Origin of the sequence: Chitinibacter sp. FCG-7 (assembly GCF_040047665.1) — a bacterium.
Lineage (GTDB): Bacteria > Pseudomonadota > Gammaproteobacteria > Burkholderiales > Chitinibacteraceae > Chitinibacter > Chitinibacter mangrovi.
In genome coordinates, this window is record NZ_CP157355.1 from 3460127 (window position 1) to 3476349 (window position 16223).

General features: G+C 49.8%; 17 protein-coding genes. 10 read left to right on the top strand and 7 right to left on the bottom strand.

Annotated features, from left to right (window positions below; all coding sequences use genetic code 11):
* Positions 1-1668, bottom strand: coding sequence for an AMP-binding protein (locus ABHF33_RS16290; protein WP_348944936.1), 1668 nt, complete (start codon positions 1666-1668; stop codon positions 1-3).
* A gap of 236 nt (positions 1669-1904) precedes the next feature.
* Here ABHF33_RS16290 and rimP point away from each other — a divergent pair, with 236 nt between their 5' ends.
* From rimP to pnp, 7 genes are all read left to right on the top strand, one after another.
* Complete coding sequence (rimP, locus tag ABHF33_RS16295) at positions 1905-2339, top strand: ribosome maturation factor RimP (protein ID WP_157669247.1); 435 nt, start codon at positions 1905-1907, stop codon at positions 2337-2339.
* Between the two features lie 93 nt (positions 2340-2432).
* A complete protein-coding gene (nusA, locus tag ABHF33_RS16300; RefSeq protein ID WP_348944937.1) occupies positions 2433-3905 on the top strand; it encodes a transcription termination factor NusA in 1473 nt (490 codons plus the stop codon).
* 18 nt (positions 3906-3923) lie between these two features.
* The gene (infB, locus tag ABHF33_RS16305; protein ID WP_348944938.1) at positions 3924-6614 is read left to right on the top strand and encodes a translation initiation factor IF-2; all 2691 of its coding nucleotides are present in this window, start codon (positions 3924-3926) and stop codon (positions 6612-6614) included.
* A gap of 154 nt (positions 6615-6768) precedes the next feature.
* Positions 6769-7161, top strand: a complete 393-nt coding sequence (gene rbfA, locus ABHF33_RS16310) for a 30S ribosome-binding factor RbfA (RefSeq protein ID WP_348944939.1) — start codon at positions 6769-6771, stop codon at positions 7159-7161.
* Positions 7148-8053: a tRNA pseudouridine(55) synthase TruB gene (gene truB / locus ABHF33_RS16315; RefSeq protein WP_348944940.1), complete on the top strand. Its 906-nt coding sequence runs from the start codon at positions 7148-7150 to the stop codon at positions 8051-8053. Before rbfA ends, truB begins: the two co-directional genes overlap by 14 nt.
* 85 nt (positions 8054-8138) lie before the next feature.
* Positions 8139-8408, top strand: a complete 270-nt coding sequence (rpsO, locus tag ABHF33_RS16320; protein ID WP_028449406.1) for a 30S ribosomal protein S15 — start codon at positions 8139-8141, stop codon at positions 8406-8408.
* A gap of 236 nt (positions 8409-8644) precedes the next feature.
* Positions 8645-10786, top strand: coding sequence for a polyribonucleotide nucleotidyltransferase (gene pnp, locus ABHF33_RS16325; RefSeq protein ID WP_348944941.1), 2142 nt, complete (start codon positions 8645-8647; stop codon positions 10784-10786).
* Positions 10787-10871: 85 nt separating this feature from the next.
* On the opposite strand, the gene ABHF33_RS16330 is transcribed toward pnp, so the two are convergent.
* A complete protein-coding gene (locus tag ABHF33_RS16330) occupies positions 10872-11438 on the bottom strand; it encodes a phasin family protein (protein ID WP_348944942.1) in 567 nt (188 codons plus the stop codon).
* Positions 11439-11648: 210 nt separating this feature from the next.
* On the opposite strand from ABHF33_RS16330, the gene phaR reads away from it, so the two are divergent.
* Both phaR and tcdA read left to right on the top strand, forming a co-directional pair.
* Positions 11649-12305 carry a polyhydroxyalkanoate synthesis repressor PhaR gene (gene phaR, locus ABHF33_RS16335; RefSeq protein WP_348944943.1) on the top strand — a complete coding sequence of 219 codons (657 nt, stop codon included), beginning with the start codon at positions 11649-11651 and terminating at the stop codon, positions 12303-12305.
* 107 nt (positions 12306-12412) lie between these two features.
* Positions 12413-13198 (top strand): tRNA cyclic N6-threonylcarbamoyladenosine(37) synthase TcdA, encoded by a 786-nt coding sequence (gene tcdA, locus ABHF33_RS16340; RefSeq protein WP_432803988.1) that lies wholly within the window; start codon positions 12413-12415, stop codon positions 13196-13198.
* Positions 13199-13269: 71 nt separating this feature from the next.
* Here the strand turns inward: tcdA and rplI are convergent, their stop codons facing one another.
* From rplI to fdxA, 5 genes are all read right to left on the bottom strand, one after another.
* Positions 13270-13722, bottom strand: a complete 453-nt coding sequence (gene rplI / locus ABHF33_RS16345; protein WP_348944945.1) for a 50S ribosomal protein L9 — start codon at positions 13720-13722, stop codon at positions 13270-13272.
* 21 nt (positions 13723-13743) lie between these two features.
* Positions 13744-13971, bottom strand: a complete 228-nt coding sequence (gene rpsR, locus ABHF33_RS16350; protein ID WP_157315514.1) for a 30S ribosomal protein S18 — start codon at positions 13969-13971, stop codon at positions 13744-13746.
* 10 nt (positions 13972-13981) lie between these two features.
* Positions 13982-14287, bottom strand: a complete 306-nt coding sequence (priB, locus tag ABHF33_RS16355) for a primosomal replication protein N (RefSeq protein ID WP_348944946.1) — start codon at positions 14285-14287, stop codon at positions 13982-13984.
* Positions 14288-14297: 10 nt separating this feature from the next.
* Positions 14298-14660, bottom strand: coding sequence for a 30S ribosomal protein S6 (gene rpsF, locus ABHF33_RS16360; protein ID WP_348944947.1), 363 nt, complete (start codon positions 14658-14660; stop codon positions 14298-14300).
* Between the two features lie 108 nt (positions 14661-14768).
* Positions 14769-15092, bottom strand: coding sequence for a ferredoxin FdxA (gene fdxA, locus ABHF33_RS16365; protein ID WP_348944948.1), 324 nt, complete (start codon positions 15090-15092; stop codon positions 14769-14771).
* Between the two features lie 67 nt (positions 15093-15159).
* On the opposite strand from fdxA, the gene gluQRS reads away from it, so the two are divergent.
* The gene (gluQRS, locus tag ABHF33_RS16370; protein ID WP_348944949.1) at positions 15160-16125 is read left to right on the top strand and encodes a tRNA glutamyl-Q(34) synthetase GluQRS; all 966 of its coding nucleotides are present in this window, start codon (positions 15160-15162) and stop codon (positions 16123-16125) included.
* Positions 16126-16223 lie beyond the last annotated feature (98 nt).

A 16223-nucleotide genomic window follows, 5' to 3' on the forward strand; every position in this document is an offset into this window, starting at 1 on the left:
TTATGTTCGCAGCTCTCTGCGTAGTATTTTGCCGACATTGGACTTGGGTAAGCTATCGCGAAACTCTATCACGCGCGGTATTTTATAGTTGGTTAAATGTGTGCGGCAATGCTGCAAGACAGCCTCGCTGGTCAGTGATGGGTCTTTTTTAACAATAATCACTTTCACCGCCTCACCGGTTTTTTCATCCGGAACACCAATGCAGGCCACTTCCAGTACGCCATCGAGTTCGGCGACCACATTTTCGATTTCATTCGGATAAACATTAAAGCCGGACACTAGTACCATGTCTTTTTTGCGATCAACAATCTGGAAGTAGCCGCTAGGCTGCATGATGGCGATATCGCCTGTCGCCAGAAAGCCATCTTCACCCAAGACTTCTTTGGTTTCTTCGGGGCGTTGCCAGTACCCTTGCATGACTTGTGGGCCGCGAATAAAAAGCTCGCCGGTTTGTCCTGGTGCAAGCACGTTTCCATCGCTGTCGCGGATTTGTGCATCAGTGTGTGAAATAGGCAGGCCGATCATGCCGTTGTATTCTTTGATATTGATCGGATTGATGATCGCGGCGGGTGAGGTTTCGGTTAAGCCATAAGCTTCGGCCAGTGCGACGCCAGTCACTTTTTTCCAGCGGTCGGCCACCGCGTGCTGAACCGCCATGCCACCACCCAGCGCCAGCTTCCATTTGGAGAAATCCAGCTTGGCAAAATCGGCATTATTTAATAGCGCGTTAAAGAGCGTGTTGACGCCGGTCATGCACGTCACCGGATAGGCTGCGATGGTTTTAACGAAATCAGGAATGTCGCGCGGATTGGTGATCAGCAAGTTGGTCGCGCCGATTTTGCTAAAGACCATGCAATTGGCGGTGAGTGAGAAGATATGATAGAGCGGCAGTGCGGTCACAATCAGCTCTTTGCCTTCCTCGACGGCAGGTTTGATCCATGCGTGCGCTTGCTGCATATTGGCGACAATATTGCCGTGGCTGAGCATGGCCCCTTTGGCGAGGCCTGTTGTGCCGCCTGTGTATTGCAAGAACGCTAGGCTACTATGATCTAACTTAGGTTTGTTGAGGGTATATTGCTGGCCGTAGCTTATAGCTTGATTGAATTTAATATGCCCTGGTAGGGTATATGCTGGCACCATTTTCTTGATGTATTTGACGACGGTGTTAACAATCCAGCCTTTGGGCTGCCCTAGTAGATCGCCGATCTGGCATAGCACAATGTGCTGAATGTCGGTCTGCTTGATGATCTGTTCGAGTGTGTGAGCAAAGTTGGCCAGAATAACGATGGTCGTTGCGCCAGAATCTTTGAGCTGATGTTGCAATTCGCGCGGGGTATAAAGCGGATTAACATTGACGACCACGTAGCCTGCACGCAGGATGCCGAAAATGGCGACGGGGTATTGCAGCAAGTTGGGAAGCATAACCGCAACGCGGCTGCCGGCAGGAAGTTTCAGATGTTGTTGCAAGTAGCAGGCAAATTGCAAAGAAAGGCGGTCAAGCTCTTGGTAGTTGATTGCTTTGCCCATATTAATAAAGGCCGCCCGCTCGGAGTATTTTTTGACACTTTGCTCGATGACTTCGGGAATTGAGGCAAATTCATCAAGATTAATTTCTGCAGGTACGCCTGTTTGATAATTGGCCAGCCATGCTTTTTCAGTGCTATTCATAACCACTCTCCGTTGCGACTTTTTCTAATGTAGGGTGAAACGGTGTTTGAATTCAACTGATTTGCGCGCCAGTGGTGTTTCGTTGACAGCAAGTTTCTGTTAGAATCAGCAAAAATCTCGTAGTTCCAACAAAGGTGGGCACATTAATGGTGCGCTCGCCGAGGGATTCGGGAGTGCTTACAAATGGGCGCAGGTATTGCAGCCCATTTTTTGTTTCTGGAGTTTACATAGAAGCCATGGCGGTTAATTTACAGTCTGTTTTGGATAACACTTTGCCCGGTTTGGGCTACGAGCTGGTCGATTTTGAGCTGGGCGGTAACGGCTTGATGCGGATTTTTATCGACAAGGAAGGCGGCGTCACGATTGACGACTGTGTGGCGGTGAGTAATCACCTTACACGCTTGTTTATGGTTGAGGAAATTCCGTATGACCGCTTGGAAGTGTCATCGCCAGGCTTGGATCGCTTGATTAAAAAGCCGGCTGATTTTGAGCGATTTGCCGGTCAGATGGTGAAAGTAAAGCTGCGCTTGCCGTTGCCGGATCGTCGGCGCAATTTTGTTGGTCAGCTCAAAGGGCTGGTTAATGATTGTGTGGTGGTTGAGGTGAATGGCGAGGTGTTGAACCTGCCATTGTCGCAAGTGGATCGTGTTCGCATAGAGCCTCAGTTTTAAAGCTCAGATTAAACCGTTTGCCGCAGTTTTAATGCCGCAGTATTTACAGTTTGCCCGACTATAGGCATAGCATGACGCCGGAGGAAAATATCAATGAATCGTGAAATTCTGGTGCTGGTTGAAGCACTTGCACACGAAAAAAATGTTGCTAAAGAAGTGGTGTTTGGTGCGCTGGAAATGGCGCTCGCTTCTGCTACTAAAAAACGTTACGAAGAAGAAGTTGAAGTTCGCGTTTCGATTGATCGTGTAACCGGCGAACATCGCAGTTTTCGTGTTTGGGAAGTGGTTGAAGACAACGATCACGAAGAGCCTTCGCGCCAGATCGCCATCACTGACGCGCCTGACTATAGCGCTGACTTGAAAGTGGGCGATGTGTGGGAAGTTGAGCTTGAGCCTATCGAGTTCGGCCGTATTGGTGCACAAGCCGCGAAACAAGTAATTTTGCAAAAAATCCGCGATGCCGAGCGTGAGCAAAACCTGAATGATTTCTTGCAGCGTCGCGAGCATATTATTTCCGGCAGCATCAAGCGCATTGAGCGTGGCAATGCCATTATCGAAATGGGTAAGCTCGAAGCAGTGCTGCCGCGCGACCAGATGATTCCAAAAGAAAATCTGCGCGTGGGTGATCGTATCAAGGCTTTCCTGTTGCGTATCGATCGTATGGGCCGTGGCCCGCAACTGGTGCTTAGTCGTGTTGCACCAGAATTCATGGCCAAATTGTTTGAATTGGAAGTGCCTGAAATCGAAAACAGCCTGATCGAATTGAAAGGCGTTGCCCGTGACCCTGGTATGCGAGCCAAGATTGCAGTTAAGTCAAACGATCAGCGTGTTGACCCGCAGGGTACTTGTATCGGCGTGCGTGGTACCCGTGTCAACGCCGTAAGTAACGAGCTGGCTGGCGAACGCGTAGATATCGTGTTGTGGTCGAGCGATGCGGCTCAATTTGCGATTAATGCGCTGTCACCCGCTGAAGTGAACTCGATCATCGTTGACGAAGATAATCACAGCATGGATGTCGTGGTTGATGAAGACAATCTGGCGATGGCCATTGGCCGTGGCGGTCAGAATGTGAAGCTGGCTGCCGAGTTGACGGGCTGGAAGCTCAATATCATGACTGTTGATCAGGCAGAGCAAAAGCACGAAGAAGAGTTCACCAAAGTGCGCGCCTTGTTTGTCCAGGCGCTTGATATTGATGAAGATGTGGCCAATGTTCTGGTTCAGGAAGGTTTTAATACGCTGGAAGAAGTAGCGTATGTGCCTTTGAACGAGATGTTGGAAATTGAAGCGTTTGATGAAGAAACCGTAAACGAGCTGCGTTCCCGTGCTCGCGATGCCTTGCTTACGCAAGCTATCGTGCGTGAAGAGAAACTGGAGCACCAGTCGGAAGACCTGAAAACGCTGGAAGGTATGACGCCAGACTTGGCTGCAGTATTGGCCGAGAAAGACATACATACCCGTGATGATTTGGCAGAGTTGGCTGTCGATGAATTGACCGAAATGACCGGTATCGACACGGAAGCTGCCAAACAACTAATCATGAAAGCGCGCGAACATTGGTTCGCTTAAGGCGCGGGAGAGTAATCTATGAGTGAACCCAAAGTCAGCCAATTTGCTGCTGAATTAAAAATGCCAACGCAAGAGCTGATCGAGCAATTGCGTGCGGCTGGCGTTGAGAAACGCACTGCTGAAGATACATTGACTGCCGATGACAAAGCGCGTTTGCTGGATCATTTGAAGCAAAAGCATGGTCAGGCGGGCGATAAGCCAAAAATTGTGATCGCGCGCAAAGAAACCACTGAAATTCGCAAAACAGATGCTACGGGTAAGGCCAAAACCATCCAGGTTGAAGTGCGTAAAAAGCGTGTTGTTGCGCCTGAAATGATTGCTGCTGCGCCAGTTGCTGCGCCTACACAAGAAGCTGTTGCGGCCACGGCGGCTGCGCCCGTGATTGATGAGGCAGAACGTCAAGCCCGTGAAGCTCAAGCCAAGCGTCAGAACGAGCTAGCAGAGCGTCAGGCCGCTGAGATGCGTGCCAAACAGAATCGTGAAGCCAAGCCTGCAGAAGTTGTCAAAGTTGAGGCTACCGCCCCTGTTGAAGCTAAAGCAGAAGTTGCTGCTGTGGCGGTTGAGGCCGTAGCTGCTGTCGAGCCTAAGATCGAGGCGAAATCTGAGGTGGCCGCTCCTGCGCAAAAACCAGCGGTGAAGCCACATGTCAAGCCAGGCCACGAAGCGGACCGTCCGCGTATCGGTGCGCGGGTAGACTTCCGTCGCCCTAAAGATACGCCGATGCAGGCGCCAGAAAAAGCTGCGCCAGCGCCTGTTGCTGCCAAGCCCGCTGATAAAAAACCAAGCGCGCCAAAGAAGGACGAAAAAGGTGGCTGGAATGATGGCCGCAATAAAAAAGGTATTAAAACCCGTGGTGGCGATGCCGGTAATGACTGGAAAAGCAAAAAGGGTGGCAAAAAGCAATCGCATCAGCAGGACAACAATGCGCACGCCTTCCAGACGCCAACCGAACCTGTAACGCATGAAGTTGATGTGCCTGAGACGATTTCGGTTGCTGACTTGGCGCACAAAATGGCCGTTAAAGGCGTTGAAGTTGTAAAAGCGCTAATGAAAATGGGTATGATGGTGACGATCAATCAGGTGCTGGATCAAGAAACCGCCATGATTGTCGTGGAAGAAATGGGTCATATTCCAAAAGCGGCCAAGCTGGATGATCCGGAAACGTATTTGGGCGATGAAGAAAAATCCGATCACACCCAGGTTTCACGCGCTCCGGTTGTCACGGTGATGGGTCACGTTGACCACGGTAAAACTTCGCTACTCGATTACATTCGTCGCGCCAAAGTGGCTGCAGGCGAGGCGGGTGGTATTACCCAGCACATCGGTGCCTACCACGTTGAAACTGGCAAGGGCATGATTACCTTCCTGGATACCCCAGGTCACGAGGCGTTTACCGCGATGCGTGCCCGTGGTGCCAAGTTGACGGATATCGTGGTGCTGGTCGTTGCTGCCGATGATGGCGTAATGCCGCAAACGATTGAGGCGATCCACCATGCGAAAGCCGCAGGTGTGCCGATTGTTGTTGCGGTTAATAAAATTGATAAGCCAGAAGCCAACCTTGAGCGTATTCAGCAAGAGCTGGTTGCGCAGGAAGTGGTTCCAGAAGAGTGGGGTGGTGACACCCAGTTCATTCCGGTATCGGCCAAAAAAGGCATGGGTATCGATGAGTTGCTGGATGCGATTCTGTTGCAAGCCGAGGTTCTTGAGTTGACTGCACCGGTTGATGGTCCAGCTAAGGGTATCGTGATCGAGGCTCGTCTGGATAAAGGCCGCGGTCCTGTGGCTTCGATGCTGGTTCAATCGGGCACGCTGCGCAAAGGCGACACCGTCTTGGCGGGGCAGGTTTATGGCCGCATCCGTGCGATGCTGGACGAAAATGGTAAACAGATTAACGAAGCGGGTCCGTCGATTCCGGTCGAGATCTTGGGCTTGTCGGAAGTGCCAGCCGCAGGTGAAGACGCGATGGTTCTGGCTGACGAGAAGAAAGCCCGTGAAATCGCCTTGTTCCGTCAAGGTAAATTCCGTGATGTGAAGTTTGCCCGCCAGCAAGCTTCGAAGCTGGAAAACATGTTTGCCCAGATGGCCGAAGGCGAAGTACAAAACTTGCCTATCATCATCAAGGCCGACGTTCAGGGCTCAAGCGAGGCTCTGGCGCAAAGCTTGCAAAAACTGTCGACCAGCGAAGTTCGTGTTCAGGTTCTGCATTGTGCGGTGGGTGGTATTTCCGAGTCCGATGTCAATCTGGCCTTGGCATCAAAAGCCGTGGTCATCGGCTTTAATGTGCGTGCCGATGCTGCTGCGCGCAAATTGGCAGAAACCGAAGGCGTTGATCTGCGTTACTACAACATCATCTACGATGCGGTCGATGAAGTGAAAGCAGCCTTGTCCGGCATGTTGGCGCCTGAGCGTCGCGAACAGATTCTGGGTATGGTTGAGATCCGTCAGGTCTTCACTGTGTCGAAAGTGGGCACGATTGCCGGTTGCTTGGTGATGGAAGGTCTGGTGAAGCGCTCGGCAGGTGTACGTTTGGTGCGTAATAACACTGTGATTCATACTGGCGAGCTGGAAAATCTGAAGCGCTTTAAAGATGAGGCGAAAGAAGTGAAAGCCGGTTTCGAATGTGGTTTGCAGCTCAAAAACTACAACGATTTGCAAGTGGGCGACCAACTGGAAATCTTCGAGGTTATCGAAGTGGCCCGTACGCTGTAATGCATGGAATGTGAGGAGGGAGGTGTGAGGTGTAATACCTTCCTTTCGCACGCAGGCGCAGATTTTTCTGCGCCTTTTCCTTTTTGTAGTTTTTATCAACACCAGGGTGGTGGTAGATGCACCTCACGCCACACCCTTACTCCTCACAGAGAAAATGGCTAATAAACAATTTACCCGTGCAGATCGTGTGGCACAGCAAATCCAGCGCGATTTGGCGCAAGTGATTCGTGCCGAGCTCGATCATCCGCAAGCGTCGCTGATCACGATTACCGACGTTGAAGTGACGCGTGATTATTCGCACGCCAAGATTTTCTACACCTTCATGGGTGATGAAGCGTTGCGCAAAGAAATCGCCGCCTTGTTGTTGCGTGCAAAAGGCTTTTTGCGGGCGCAAATTTCTCGCGGCATCTCGCTTTATAAAATGCCCGAACTGCATTTTGAATATGATGTTTCAATTGAATATGGTGTGAATCTGGCCAGGAAGATCCAGGAGGCCAATGCTTTGCCCAAAGCCGTTGACGATGGCGAAGACGATGGCCAAGCGTAAACTCAATGGCGTATTGCTGCTTGATAAGCCGTTTGGCATCAGCAGTACCTCGGCACTGAATAAATGCCGCTGGCTGTTTCAGGCGGAGAAAGGTGGCCACACTGGCGTGCTTGATCCATACGCAACGGGTTTGCTGCCTTTGTGCTTTGGCGAGGCGACCAAATTTGCCCAGCGTATGCTCGATGCTGATAAGGCTTATCGTGCGCATGTGCGCTTTGGTGAAACCTCAACAACGCTGGATGCCGAGGGTGAAATTACCGTCACTGGTACGGCACCTGAATCAATTGAAGCGGTAAAAGCGGCGATTGCCCGATTTATCGGCCCCATTATGCAAACCCCTCCGATGTATTCAGCGCTAAAGGTTGCGGGCAAACCGATGTACGAATATGCCCGTGAGGGCATTGAGCTGGAGCGTAAGGCGCGGCCGATTACGATTTACGCTATCGAACTCATTTCCTATGATGCTCCCGAGCTGGTGATTGATGTGCGTTGCTCCAAAGGAACCTACATCAGGGTATTGGCTCAGGACTTAGGTGAGACTTTGGGTTGCGGCGCATACCTGACTGGTTTACGTCGTACTTTAACGGGTGGCTTCAGGCTTGAAGATGCGATCTCGCTCGATGAGTTTATTGCTCTGGATCTTGAAGCGCGCGATGCTTTATTATTGCCTGAAGAGTCTTTGTTAAGTAATTTGCCCGTACTCCAGTTAACTGGAGCGCAGGCAAAGCTTATTTGCAATGGTATGCCAGTGCGCGATATTGAAAGCGGGGTTGTTGGTGAAGTTAAACTTTACGCTGCCCTTGAAAATCAGGATAATGCTCGTTTTGTCGGTTTGGGTGAAGTGGGCGCTGATGGCGTGCTGCGATCCAAACGTCTGCTGGCGACCGCTTAACTGGCGTCGGTTAATGGAGCCACACCGGGCGCAAGCTCAGGTCTGGCTTGTCTAGTGGCCTAGCCACTTCTTATGGAGTAGTAAAATGACTGTAACAGTTGCACAAAAAGCTGACATCGTTAAAGAGTTCCAACACGCCCCAGGCGATACCGGCTCTTCTGAAGTTCAAATCGCATTGTTGACTGCCCGCATCAACGATCTGACACCTCACTTCAAAGAACACAAGAAAGATCACCACTCACGTCGTGGTCTGTTGAAACTGGTTTCTCGTCGTCGTCGTTTGCTGGACTACCTCAAACGCACTAACGTAGACAGCTACCGCAATGTGATTGCTAAGCTGGGTCTGCGCAAGTAATCAGCCCCAAAGTCGCAGCCGCAAGCTGCGACTTTTTCATTTCTAGTCTTTCCCAGTTTCTCTCCAGATTTCTCATTCTTTGCTTCTACCCAATAGCGATTCCGGCGGTAGAGCAAGGATCAGTTGTGCCGGAATCGGCCTTGGGCAAATCACCGCATTTTCCACTGATTTGGCTGACCCCCATCGCAGCAATAAACCATTATCCAGGTCGCGGATATATTGAAAAAGGACAGAACGTGTTCAATAAAATCAGCAAATCTTTTGCCTTTGGCAAACATAACGTCACCATTGAAACTGGTGAAATCGCACGTCAAGCTACTGGCGCTGTGATGGTTAATATGGACGATACTTGCGTCCTGGTAACTGTCGTTGCTGCTCGTGATGTAAAACCGGGCCAAGATTTTTTCCCGCTGACTGTTGATTACCAAGAGCGTACTTATGCTGCTGGTAAAATTCCAGGTGGCTTCTTCAAGCGTGAAGGCAAGCCAAGTGAAAAAGAAGTACTGACTAGCCGCCTGATCGATCGTCCGATCCGTCCGCTGTTCCCTGAAGGTTTTTATAACGACATCCAGATTATTGCGACAGTAATGTCGATTAATCCGGAGGTTGACTCTGATATCCCTGCAATGATCGGTGCTTCTGCGGCGCTGATGATTTCTGGCGTGCCATTCGACGGCCCAATCGGCGCAGCGCGCGTGGGTTACATCAATGGCGAATACGTATTGTGTCCAGACCTGTCAGAAATGAAAGGCAGCGAAATGGATCTGGTTGTTGCTGGTACTAGTCAAGCTGTGCTGATGGTTGAGTCTGAAGCCAATGAGTTGTCAGAAAGTGTGATGCTTGGTGCCGTGGTCTTTGGTCACGAACAGATGCAAGCAGCGATTAATGCAATCAATGAATTGGCCGATGAAGTGAATCCAGAATTGATGGATTGGTCTGCGCCAGTGAAAAACGAAGAATTGATCGCAAAAGTACGCGCTATTGCTGCCGAAGGCGTTGCGCAAGCGTTTAAGCTGCGTCACAAACAAGTTCGTACGCAAAAAATCAATGAAACTTGGGCTTTGGTCAAAGCTGCGTTGATTACTGAAGAAACTGGCACGCTGGAAGCCAATGAAATCAAATCGATTTTCAAAGGTCTGGAAGCTGAAATCGTTCGCGGTCAGATTCTGGCCGGTGAGCCACGTATTGATGGTCGCGATACTCGTACCGTGCGTCCAATTTCGATCCGTACTGGCGTCCTGCCTCGCGCACACGGCTCTGTCTTGTTTACTCGTGGCGAAACGCAAGCGATTGCTGCTGCAACCTTGGGTACCAAGCTTGATGAGCAAAAAATCGATGCATTGCATGGCGGCTACACTGATAACTTCATGCTGCATTACAACTTCCCGCCGTATTCAACTGGCGAAACTGGTCGCGTAGGTGTGCCAAAACGCCGCGAAATTGGCCATGGTCGTTTGGCTAAGCGTGCTCTGGTGGCGATGTTGCCGAGCAAAGAAGACTTTGCTTACTCAATGCGCGTCGTGTCTGAAATTACCGAATCAAATGGTTCGTCTTCAATGGCGTCGGTTTGCGGTGGTTGCCTGGCACTGATGGATGCAGGTGTACCGATGAAAAATCACGTTGCGGGTATCGCAATGGGTTTGATCAAAGAAGGCAACGCTTTCGCGGTATTGTCGGACATCTTGGGCGACGAAGATCACCTCGGCGATATGGACTTTAAAGTGGCGGGTACTGAAAACGGTATCACTGCACTGCAGATGGACATCAAGATCACCGGCATTACCAAAGAAATTATGTCGGTTGCGCTGGATCAGGCCAAAGAAGGCCGCGTTCATATCATCGGCATTATGAAAGGTGCTCTGGATGGCGCGCGTGAAGAAGTGAGCGAGCACGCGCCACGTCTTTACACGATGAAAATCAATCCGGAGAAAATCCGTGATGTGATTGGTAAAGGCGGCTCGGTGATTCGTTCATTGACCGAAGAAACCGGCACGCAAATCGACATCAGCGAAGATGGCACCATTACCATTGCATCAACTTCATCGGAAGGTGCGTCTGAGGCGCGTCGTCGCATCGAAGAAATCACTGCTGAAGTTGAAATCGGCCGTATCTACGAAGGCCCGGTCGTGAAGATTCTCGACAAGAACGTCGGCGCAATCGTTTCAATCATGCCTGGTAAAGATGGTCTGGTGCACATTAGCCAAATCGCGAATGAACGTATTGCTAATGTGGCTGATCACCTGCAAGAAGGTCAGATCGTGCGCGTGAAAGTGATTGAGCAGGACGAGAAAGGTCGTATTCGTTTGTCGATCAAAGCCGTTCTGAATGATGAGGCTCCGGCAGCTGCGCCAGCAGAAGAAGTGCCTGCAGCTGAGTAATTGTTGGTCAAGGGCGCTCAGAGCGCCCTAAATAAAAAAGGCACCTAAAGGTGCCTTTTTTATTGCCCGTTGCTGTCTGTGCTAATTAATTGCTGCCATTGGCTGTGCTGGCTTTTTTTGCGGCCGTTTTTACTGCATCAGCAGTCGCAGTTGATGCCGCTTTTACCGAAGCATCAGCAAACTCGGCAACCTGTTTGGCCGCTTTGGTCATGCTGTCAACGGCTGCGGCAGTGGCTTGTACCGTTGATTTTACGGCGGCAACTGCAGCATCGGCGCCAGCTGGTGCGTTTTTAACGAAGCGATCCAGGCCCGATACGACGTTTTTGTTGAAGTCAACATTGCGCTCGTCGATCAGTTTTGAGTATTCGGCCTGAGCTTGAGAAGAGATTTCGTACAGGCTGCGTGAGTACGCAGTCGCTTGCTCAATTGCGGCGTCAGCAATTTTCTGACGTGCAGCCAGGGCTTCTTGAACATCTTTGACTGCACTCAGTTGTTTCAGTGTTTTGGCGCTTTCTTCGAGTGAGGTTTTAGCTGTTTCTACTTGCAGTTTCGCTAGGCGATCAAGTGAATCCAATGAAATGCGTGCAAAGCGCAGCGCTGTTTCTACTTGCTCGGTGGCAAAGTTGGTGTACTGTTGTTGTGCTGTGGTCATGTCGAAATCTCCAAGGATAGGTTTATCTGTAAAGCTAACCGGAAGACCCGGTTGTATGGTGCGATGCACAATGCAAACCTATTCTGGTACAGCTTGCCGGTGTTGTCAAATGTATTTTGCTGCGTTGCAGCATGTGTTTGTACTGGCATTGCGCGGCTTATCGCTAGATAATAGAAGCCTGCATAAAATCGGCGAAAAGGATAGATGAGTATGGAAAAGCGGGTCATTAAGAAATACCCAAATCGTCGTCTCTACGATACGACAACAAGCTGTTATATCACTTTGGCTGATGTTAAACAGTTGGTGCTGGATGGTATCGATATTGCGATTCAGGACGCCAAAACGAACGAGGATTTGACCCGCAGTGTTTTGTTGCAAATCATTCTGGAGGAGGAGGCCGGTGGTATGCCGATGTTCTCTTATGATGTGCTGACGCAAATTATCCGTTTTTACGGCCACGCCATGCAGGGCTTGATGGGCAACTACCTTGAGAAAAATATGCAGCTGTTCGCCGAGATGCAATCAAGGCTGCAAGATCAGACTAAATCCACGTTGGGCGCTGATAATCCGATGTTCAGTAATGCCAATTTGTGGGGAGAATTTATGAAATTCCAGGGGCCTGCCATCCAGAATATGATGGGAAATTACCTGGAGAGCAGTACCAATATGTTTGTTGAAATGCAGCAACAATTGCAAGAGCGTGCCAAGCATCTGTTTACGGGCTTTGGGATGCCTGGTGGGCCAAAATCAGCGCCTGCTGGTGACGATGCCTTGCACCCCACTGCGCCGCCCCCGGCAATGCCGGATGAGCCCGCTGCTGCCAAGCCTGCTGCGCGAAAACGGACGGTAAAAAAAGCAGTTGAGTAGGGTATTGCCGTGAGAGTTATGGCCTAGCTGCTCTTTGGATCAATACACCGTTGGAGTATGTTCAGCCCCGTGTGGGGCTGATTTGTTTTGAAGGAAATAAAGTGAGTTTGGAAGGTGATTATCAGCGGCGTTTTGCCGGTATTGCCCGTCTGTATGGCGTGCAGGCTTTATCCCGCTTTGCGGTGGCTAAAATCTGTGTCATCGGGATTGGTGGTGTGGGATCGTGGGTGGCCGAGGGCTTGGCGCGCTCTGGAATTGGTGCGCTGACTTTGATTGATCTGGATGATGTGTGTATTTCCAATACCAATCGCCAACTGCCAGCGCTGGAAGGGCAAATTGGTCGAATGAAAGTGCATGCAGTGGGTGAGCGCATGCGGGCGATTAACCCGGAAATTGAAGTTAATGCGATTGAAGATTTTGTTGCTGAAGATAATTTTGCGCAATATTTGGCGGGTCACGATTATGTGATCGACTGTATTGATAGTGTTAAAACCAAGGCCGCTTTAATCGCGTATTGCCGGCGAAATAAAATCAAAATTATTACGGTAGGTGGTGCTGGTGGGCAAATTGATCCGACACAAATTAAAGTGGATGATTTAAGTAAAACGATACAGGATCCGCTGGCAGCCAAATTGCGTAATATTTTGCGGCGCGATTTTGGTTTTGCGAAAAATGGTAAAAAAATGGGCGTTGAATGCGTTTATTCAACCGAGCAGCTGGTTTATCCTCAAGCGGACGGTTCGGTTTGCGTGGCCAAGCCGTCTGTGGGCGAGGGTGTACGCCTTGATTGTGCGGGTGGTTTTGGTGCAGTGATGACGGTAACGGCCACATTTGGTCTGGTGGCGGTATCGCGGGTTTTAAAATACTTGCAAACAAAAGCGCTAACACAATAAAGGCATTGATTGTCGCCAAATAAAAAGCCACGAATTAATCGTGGCTTTTTATTTGGCGTTTGCTTAATAAATTAAGCAGCTGCGCCTACAACTTGCAATTTGATAGTGCTAACTACGTCGTGGTGCAGAGCCAAAGCAACTTCGTATTCGCCGATTGCTTTGAAAGGACCATTTGGCAGGCGCACTTCAAATTTTTGAACCGCAACACCAGAAGCAGTGATTGCTTCAGCGATGTCGTGGTTCGTTACTGAGCCAAACAGACGGCCATCAACACCCGCTTTTTGAGCGATAGTGATTTCAGCGCCTTCCAGTTTAGCAGCGCGCTCTTGCGCTTCAGCCAAGATTTCAGCTTGTTTCGCTTCCAGTTCCGCACGGCTAGCTTCAAATGCAGCCATATTGGCTTCATTTGCACGTTTAGCTTTACCTTGTGGGATCAAGAAGTTACGAGCGTAACCATCTTTAACTTTAACGATATCGCCCAATTGACCCAGATTCGCTACTTTCTCGAGCAGGATAATTTGCATGATTAGTTTCTCCCGTTCGTCTTAGTGTTGATCAGTGTAAGGCAACAAGGCCAAGAAGCGAGCCAATTTAATGGCAGTCGACAATTGACGCTGATATTTGGCTTTAGTGCCAGTGATACGTGCAGGAATGATCTTGCCGTTTTCAGAGATGAAATCTTTCAGGATGGCTACGTCTTTGTAGTCAACTTGAGCGATACCTTCGGTTGTGAAGCGGCAGAATTTTCTGCGCTTGAAGAGTTGGCGAGACATTGTCTAATCCTCAATTCAAATATTCAAAAGCGGTAATGTGTAAAACCATGCTTTGTCGATACTTGCTGCTGCGAGCGGCGAAAAAACCTTTGCATTTAATTGCTTGTTGCGTGGGCGTTTTGATCAATTGATGACAAATATCGCCAAGCGCAACAAAAGGTATTTCACAATCCACTTTGCGCTGCGCGCCAGCTTCGCTTTGTTCTGATTGATGAATAATCCATCCTTCAATCATTGCAATGCCCGCTGGTGTGCGCCGTATCGCGTCTCTGATCAGTAAATGACCTTCGACTAAAGCCTGATTTCGTAGATTCAATTTTTCCGAATTAAGCAGCTTGTACTTCAGCGCCTTGAGTCAGAGATTTTGATTTCTCTTCTTTCATCATCGGAGATGCTTCAGTTACGGCGCCGTCTGTTTTCAAAGTCAGGTGGCGAAGAACTGCATCGTTGAATTTGAATGCGTGTTCGATTTCTTCCAAAGTTTCTTGGCTGCATTCAATGTTCATCAACACATAGTGTGCTTTGTGGATTTTTTGAATTGGGTAAGCCAATTGACGACGGCCCCAATCTTCCAAGCGGTGGATAGAGCCAGCACCAGTAGTGATTAGTGATTTGTAGCGCTCGATCATTGCTGGAACTTGTTCGCTTTGATCTGGGTGCACGATAAACACGATTTCATAATGTCGCATGTATTGCTCCTTGTGGTTTGCAGCCTGCCGTTAGCGACCACGGTCAGGCAAGGGTTGGAAGTCCGCGATAATAGTCGCTTTTAGTTGCCAAATCAAGGTTTTGACGAATTAGCGCTCAATTTGGTCTATTTTTCCTTGAACCGCTGCCCATTCCGCATGCTCTGGCAATGGGGGCTTTTTCTGGATGATGATGGGCCATTCTTTGGCTAGGGTAGCATTGAGATTGATGTATTCCTGCATCTCTGCCGGTACGTCGTCTTCTGCGTAGATGGCCTCTACAGGGCATTCGGCAACACAGAGCGTACAGTCAATGCATTCGTCAGGGTCAATAACCAGAAAATTGGGGCCTTCCCGAAAGCAATCAACTGGGCAGACATCTACGCAGTCAGTGTATTTGCATTTCACGCAAGCGTCGGTCACAACGTAAGTCATTGCTTGTCCTTGTGCTTAAAAAAAGTAAAATCGGTGCCGTCTATTCTAACAGAGCATCGGTCCGGGCATGTCCTGCTTGATCGAGATGAACGGGGATGTGGTGATTAAGTCTGCGTATGTGGGGCGTTTTGCCCCTAGTCCAACAGGTTTGTTGCATATGGGTTCACTCATGGCGGCTGTAGCGAGCTATCTGGACGCTAGAGTTGCTGGCGGGCGGTGGTTGTTAAGAATTGAAGATCTTGACCCTCCGCGTGAATTTTCAGGCGCGTCGAACTCGTTTATTGAGACGCTACTTCGTTTTGGCTTTGAATGGGATGGCGAGATTGTTTGGCAGAGCCAGCGAGGTGCGCGTTACCAACAGGTTCTGGACTCCTTGCTTGAGCGCGGTTTGGCCTACCCCTGTTCTTGCACAAGAAAAATGCTACAAGCGGCGGGGCGGCGTGGGGTTGATGGCTTGGTCTATTCGGGGCTCTGTCGCTCGGGTGTCTCTTCTTGCGCTAGCCAGCTGGCTTATCGTCTGAAGGTGCCCGATGAAGTGATTGCTGTTGTTGACCGGGTTCAGCAAGTCACCGCACACAACCTGTGTTGCGATGTTGGTGATTTTATTCTTAGGCGGGCAGATCAACTCTGGGCCTATCAGCTAGCGGTCGTGGTGGATGATGCCGATGCAGGTGTGACCGATGTTGTGCGCGGTGCAGATCTGCTGGATTCGACGCCCAGGCAGGTGTATCTGCAGCAAGTGCTGGGCTTCTCCACCGTTCGTTATTTGCATATTCCGGTCATTACCAATATGCGGGGGGAGAAATTGAGTAAGCAAACCTGTGCGCCCGCCTTGCGGGATGGCCAGGAGGTTGAGCAGTTATGGTTTGCCTTGAGTCTGTTGTATCAAAATCCGCCCTTATCGCTGCGCCGCGCTTCGTTGGCCGAGTTGTGGTGTTGGGCTATTGATGCGTGGGATGTTGCGAAATTCCCGCAAAAACGTAGCGTAGCTGTGACGATTGATGACAATTTTGAATTTAAATTTCAGCTCTAGATTGAAATGTCCGTATTATTGGCTTTATTCTTAAATAACTGTGCATTTAAAATGCGTGTGCAGGTTATTGCTTTCCCACTGCGAAAGATCATCGTTTG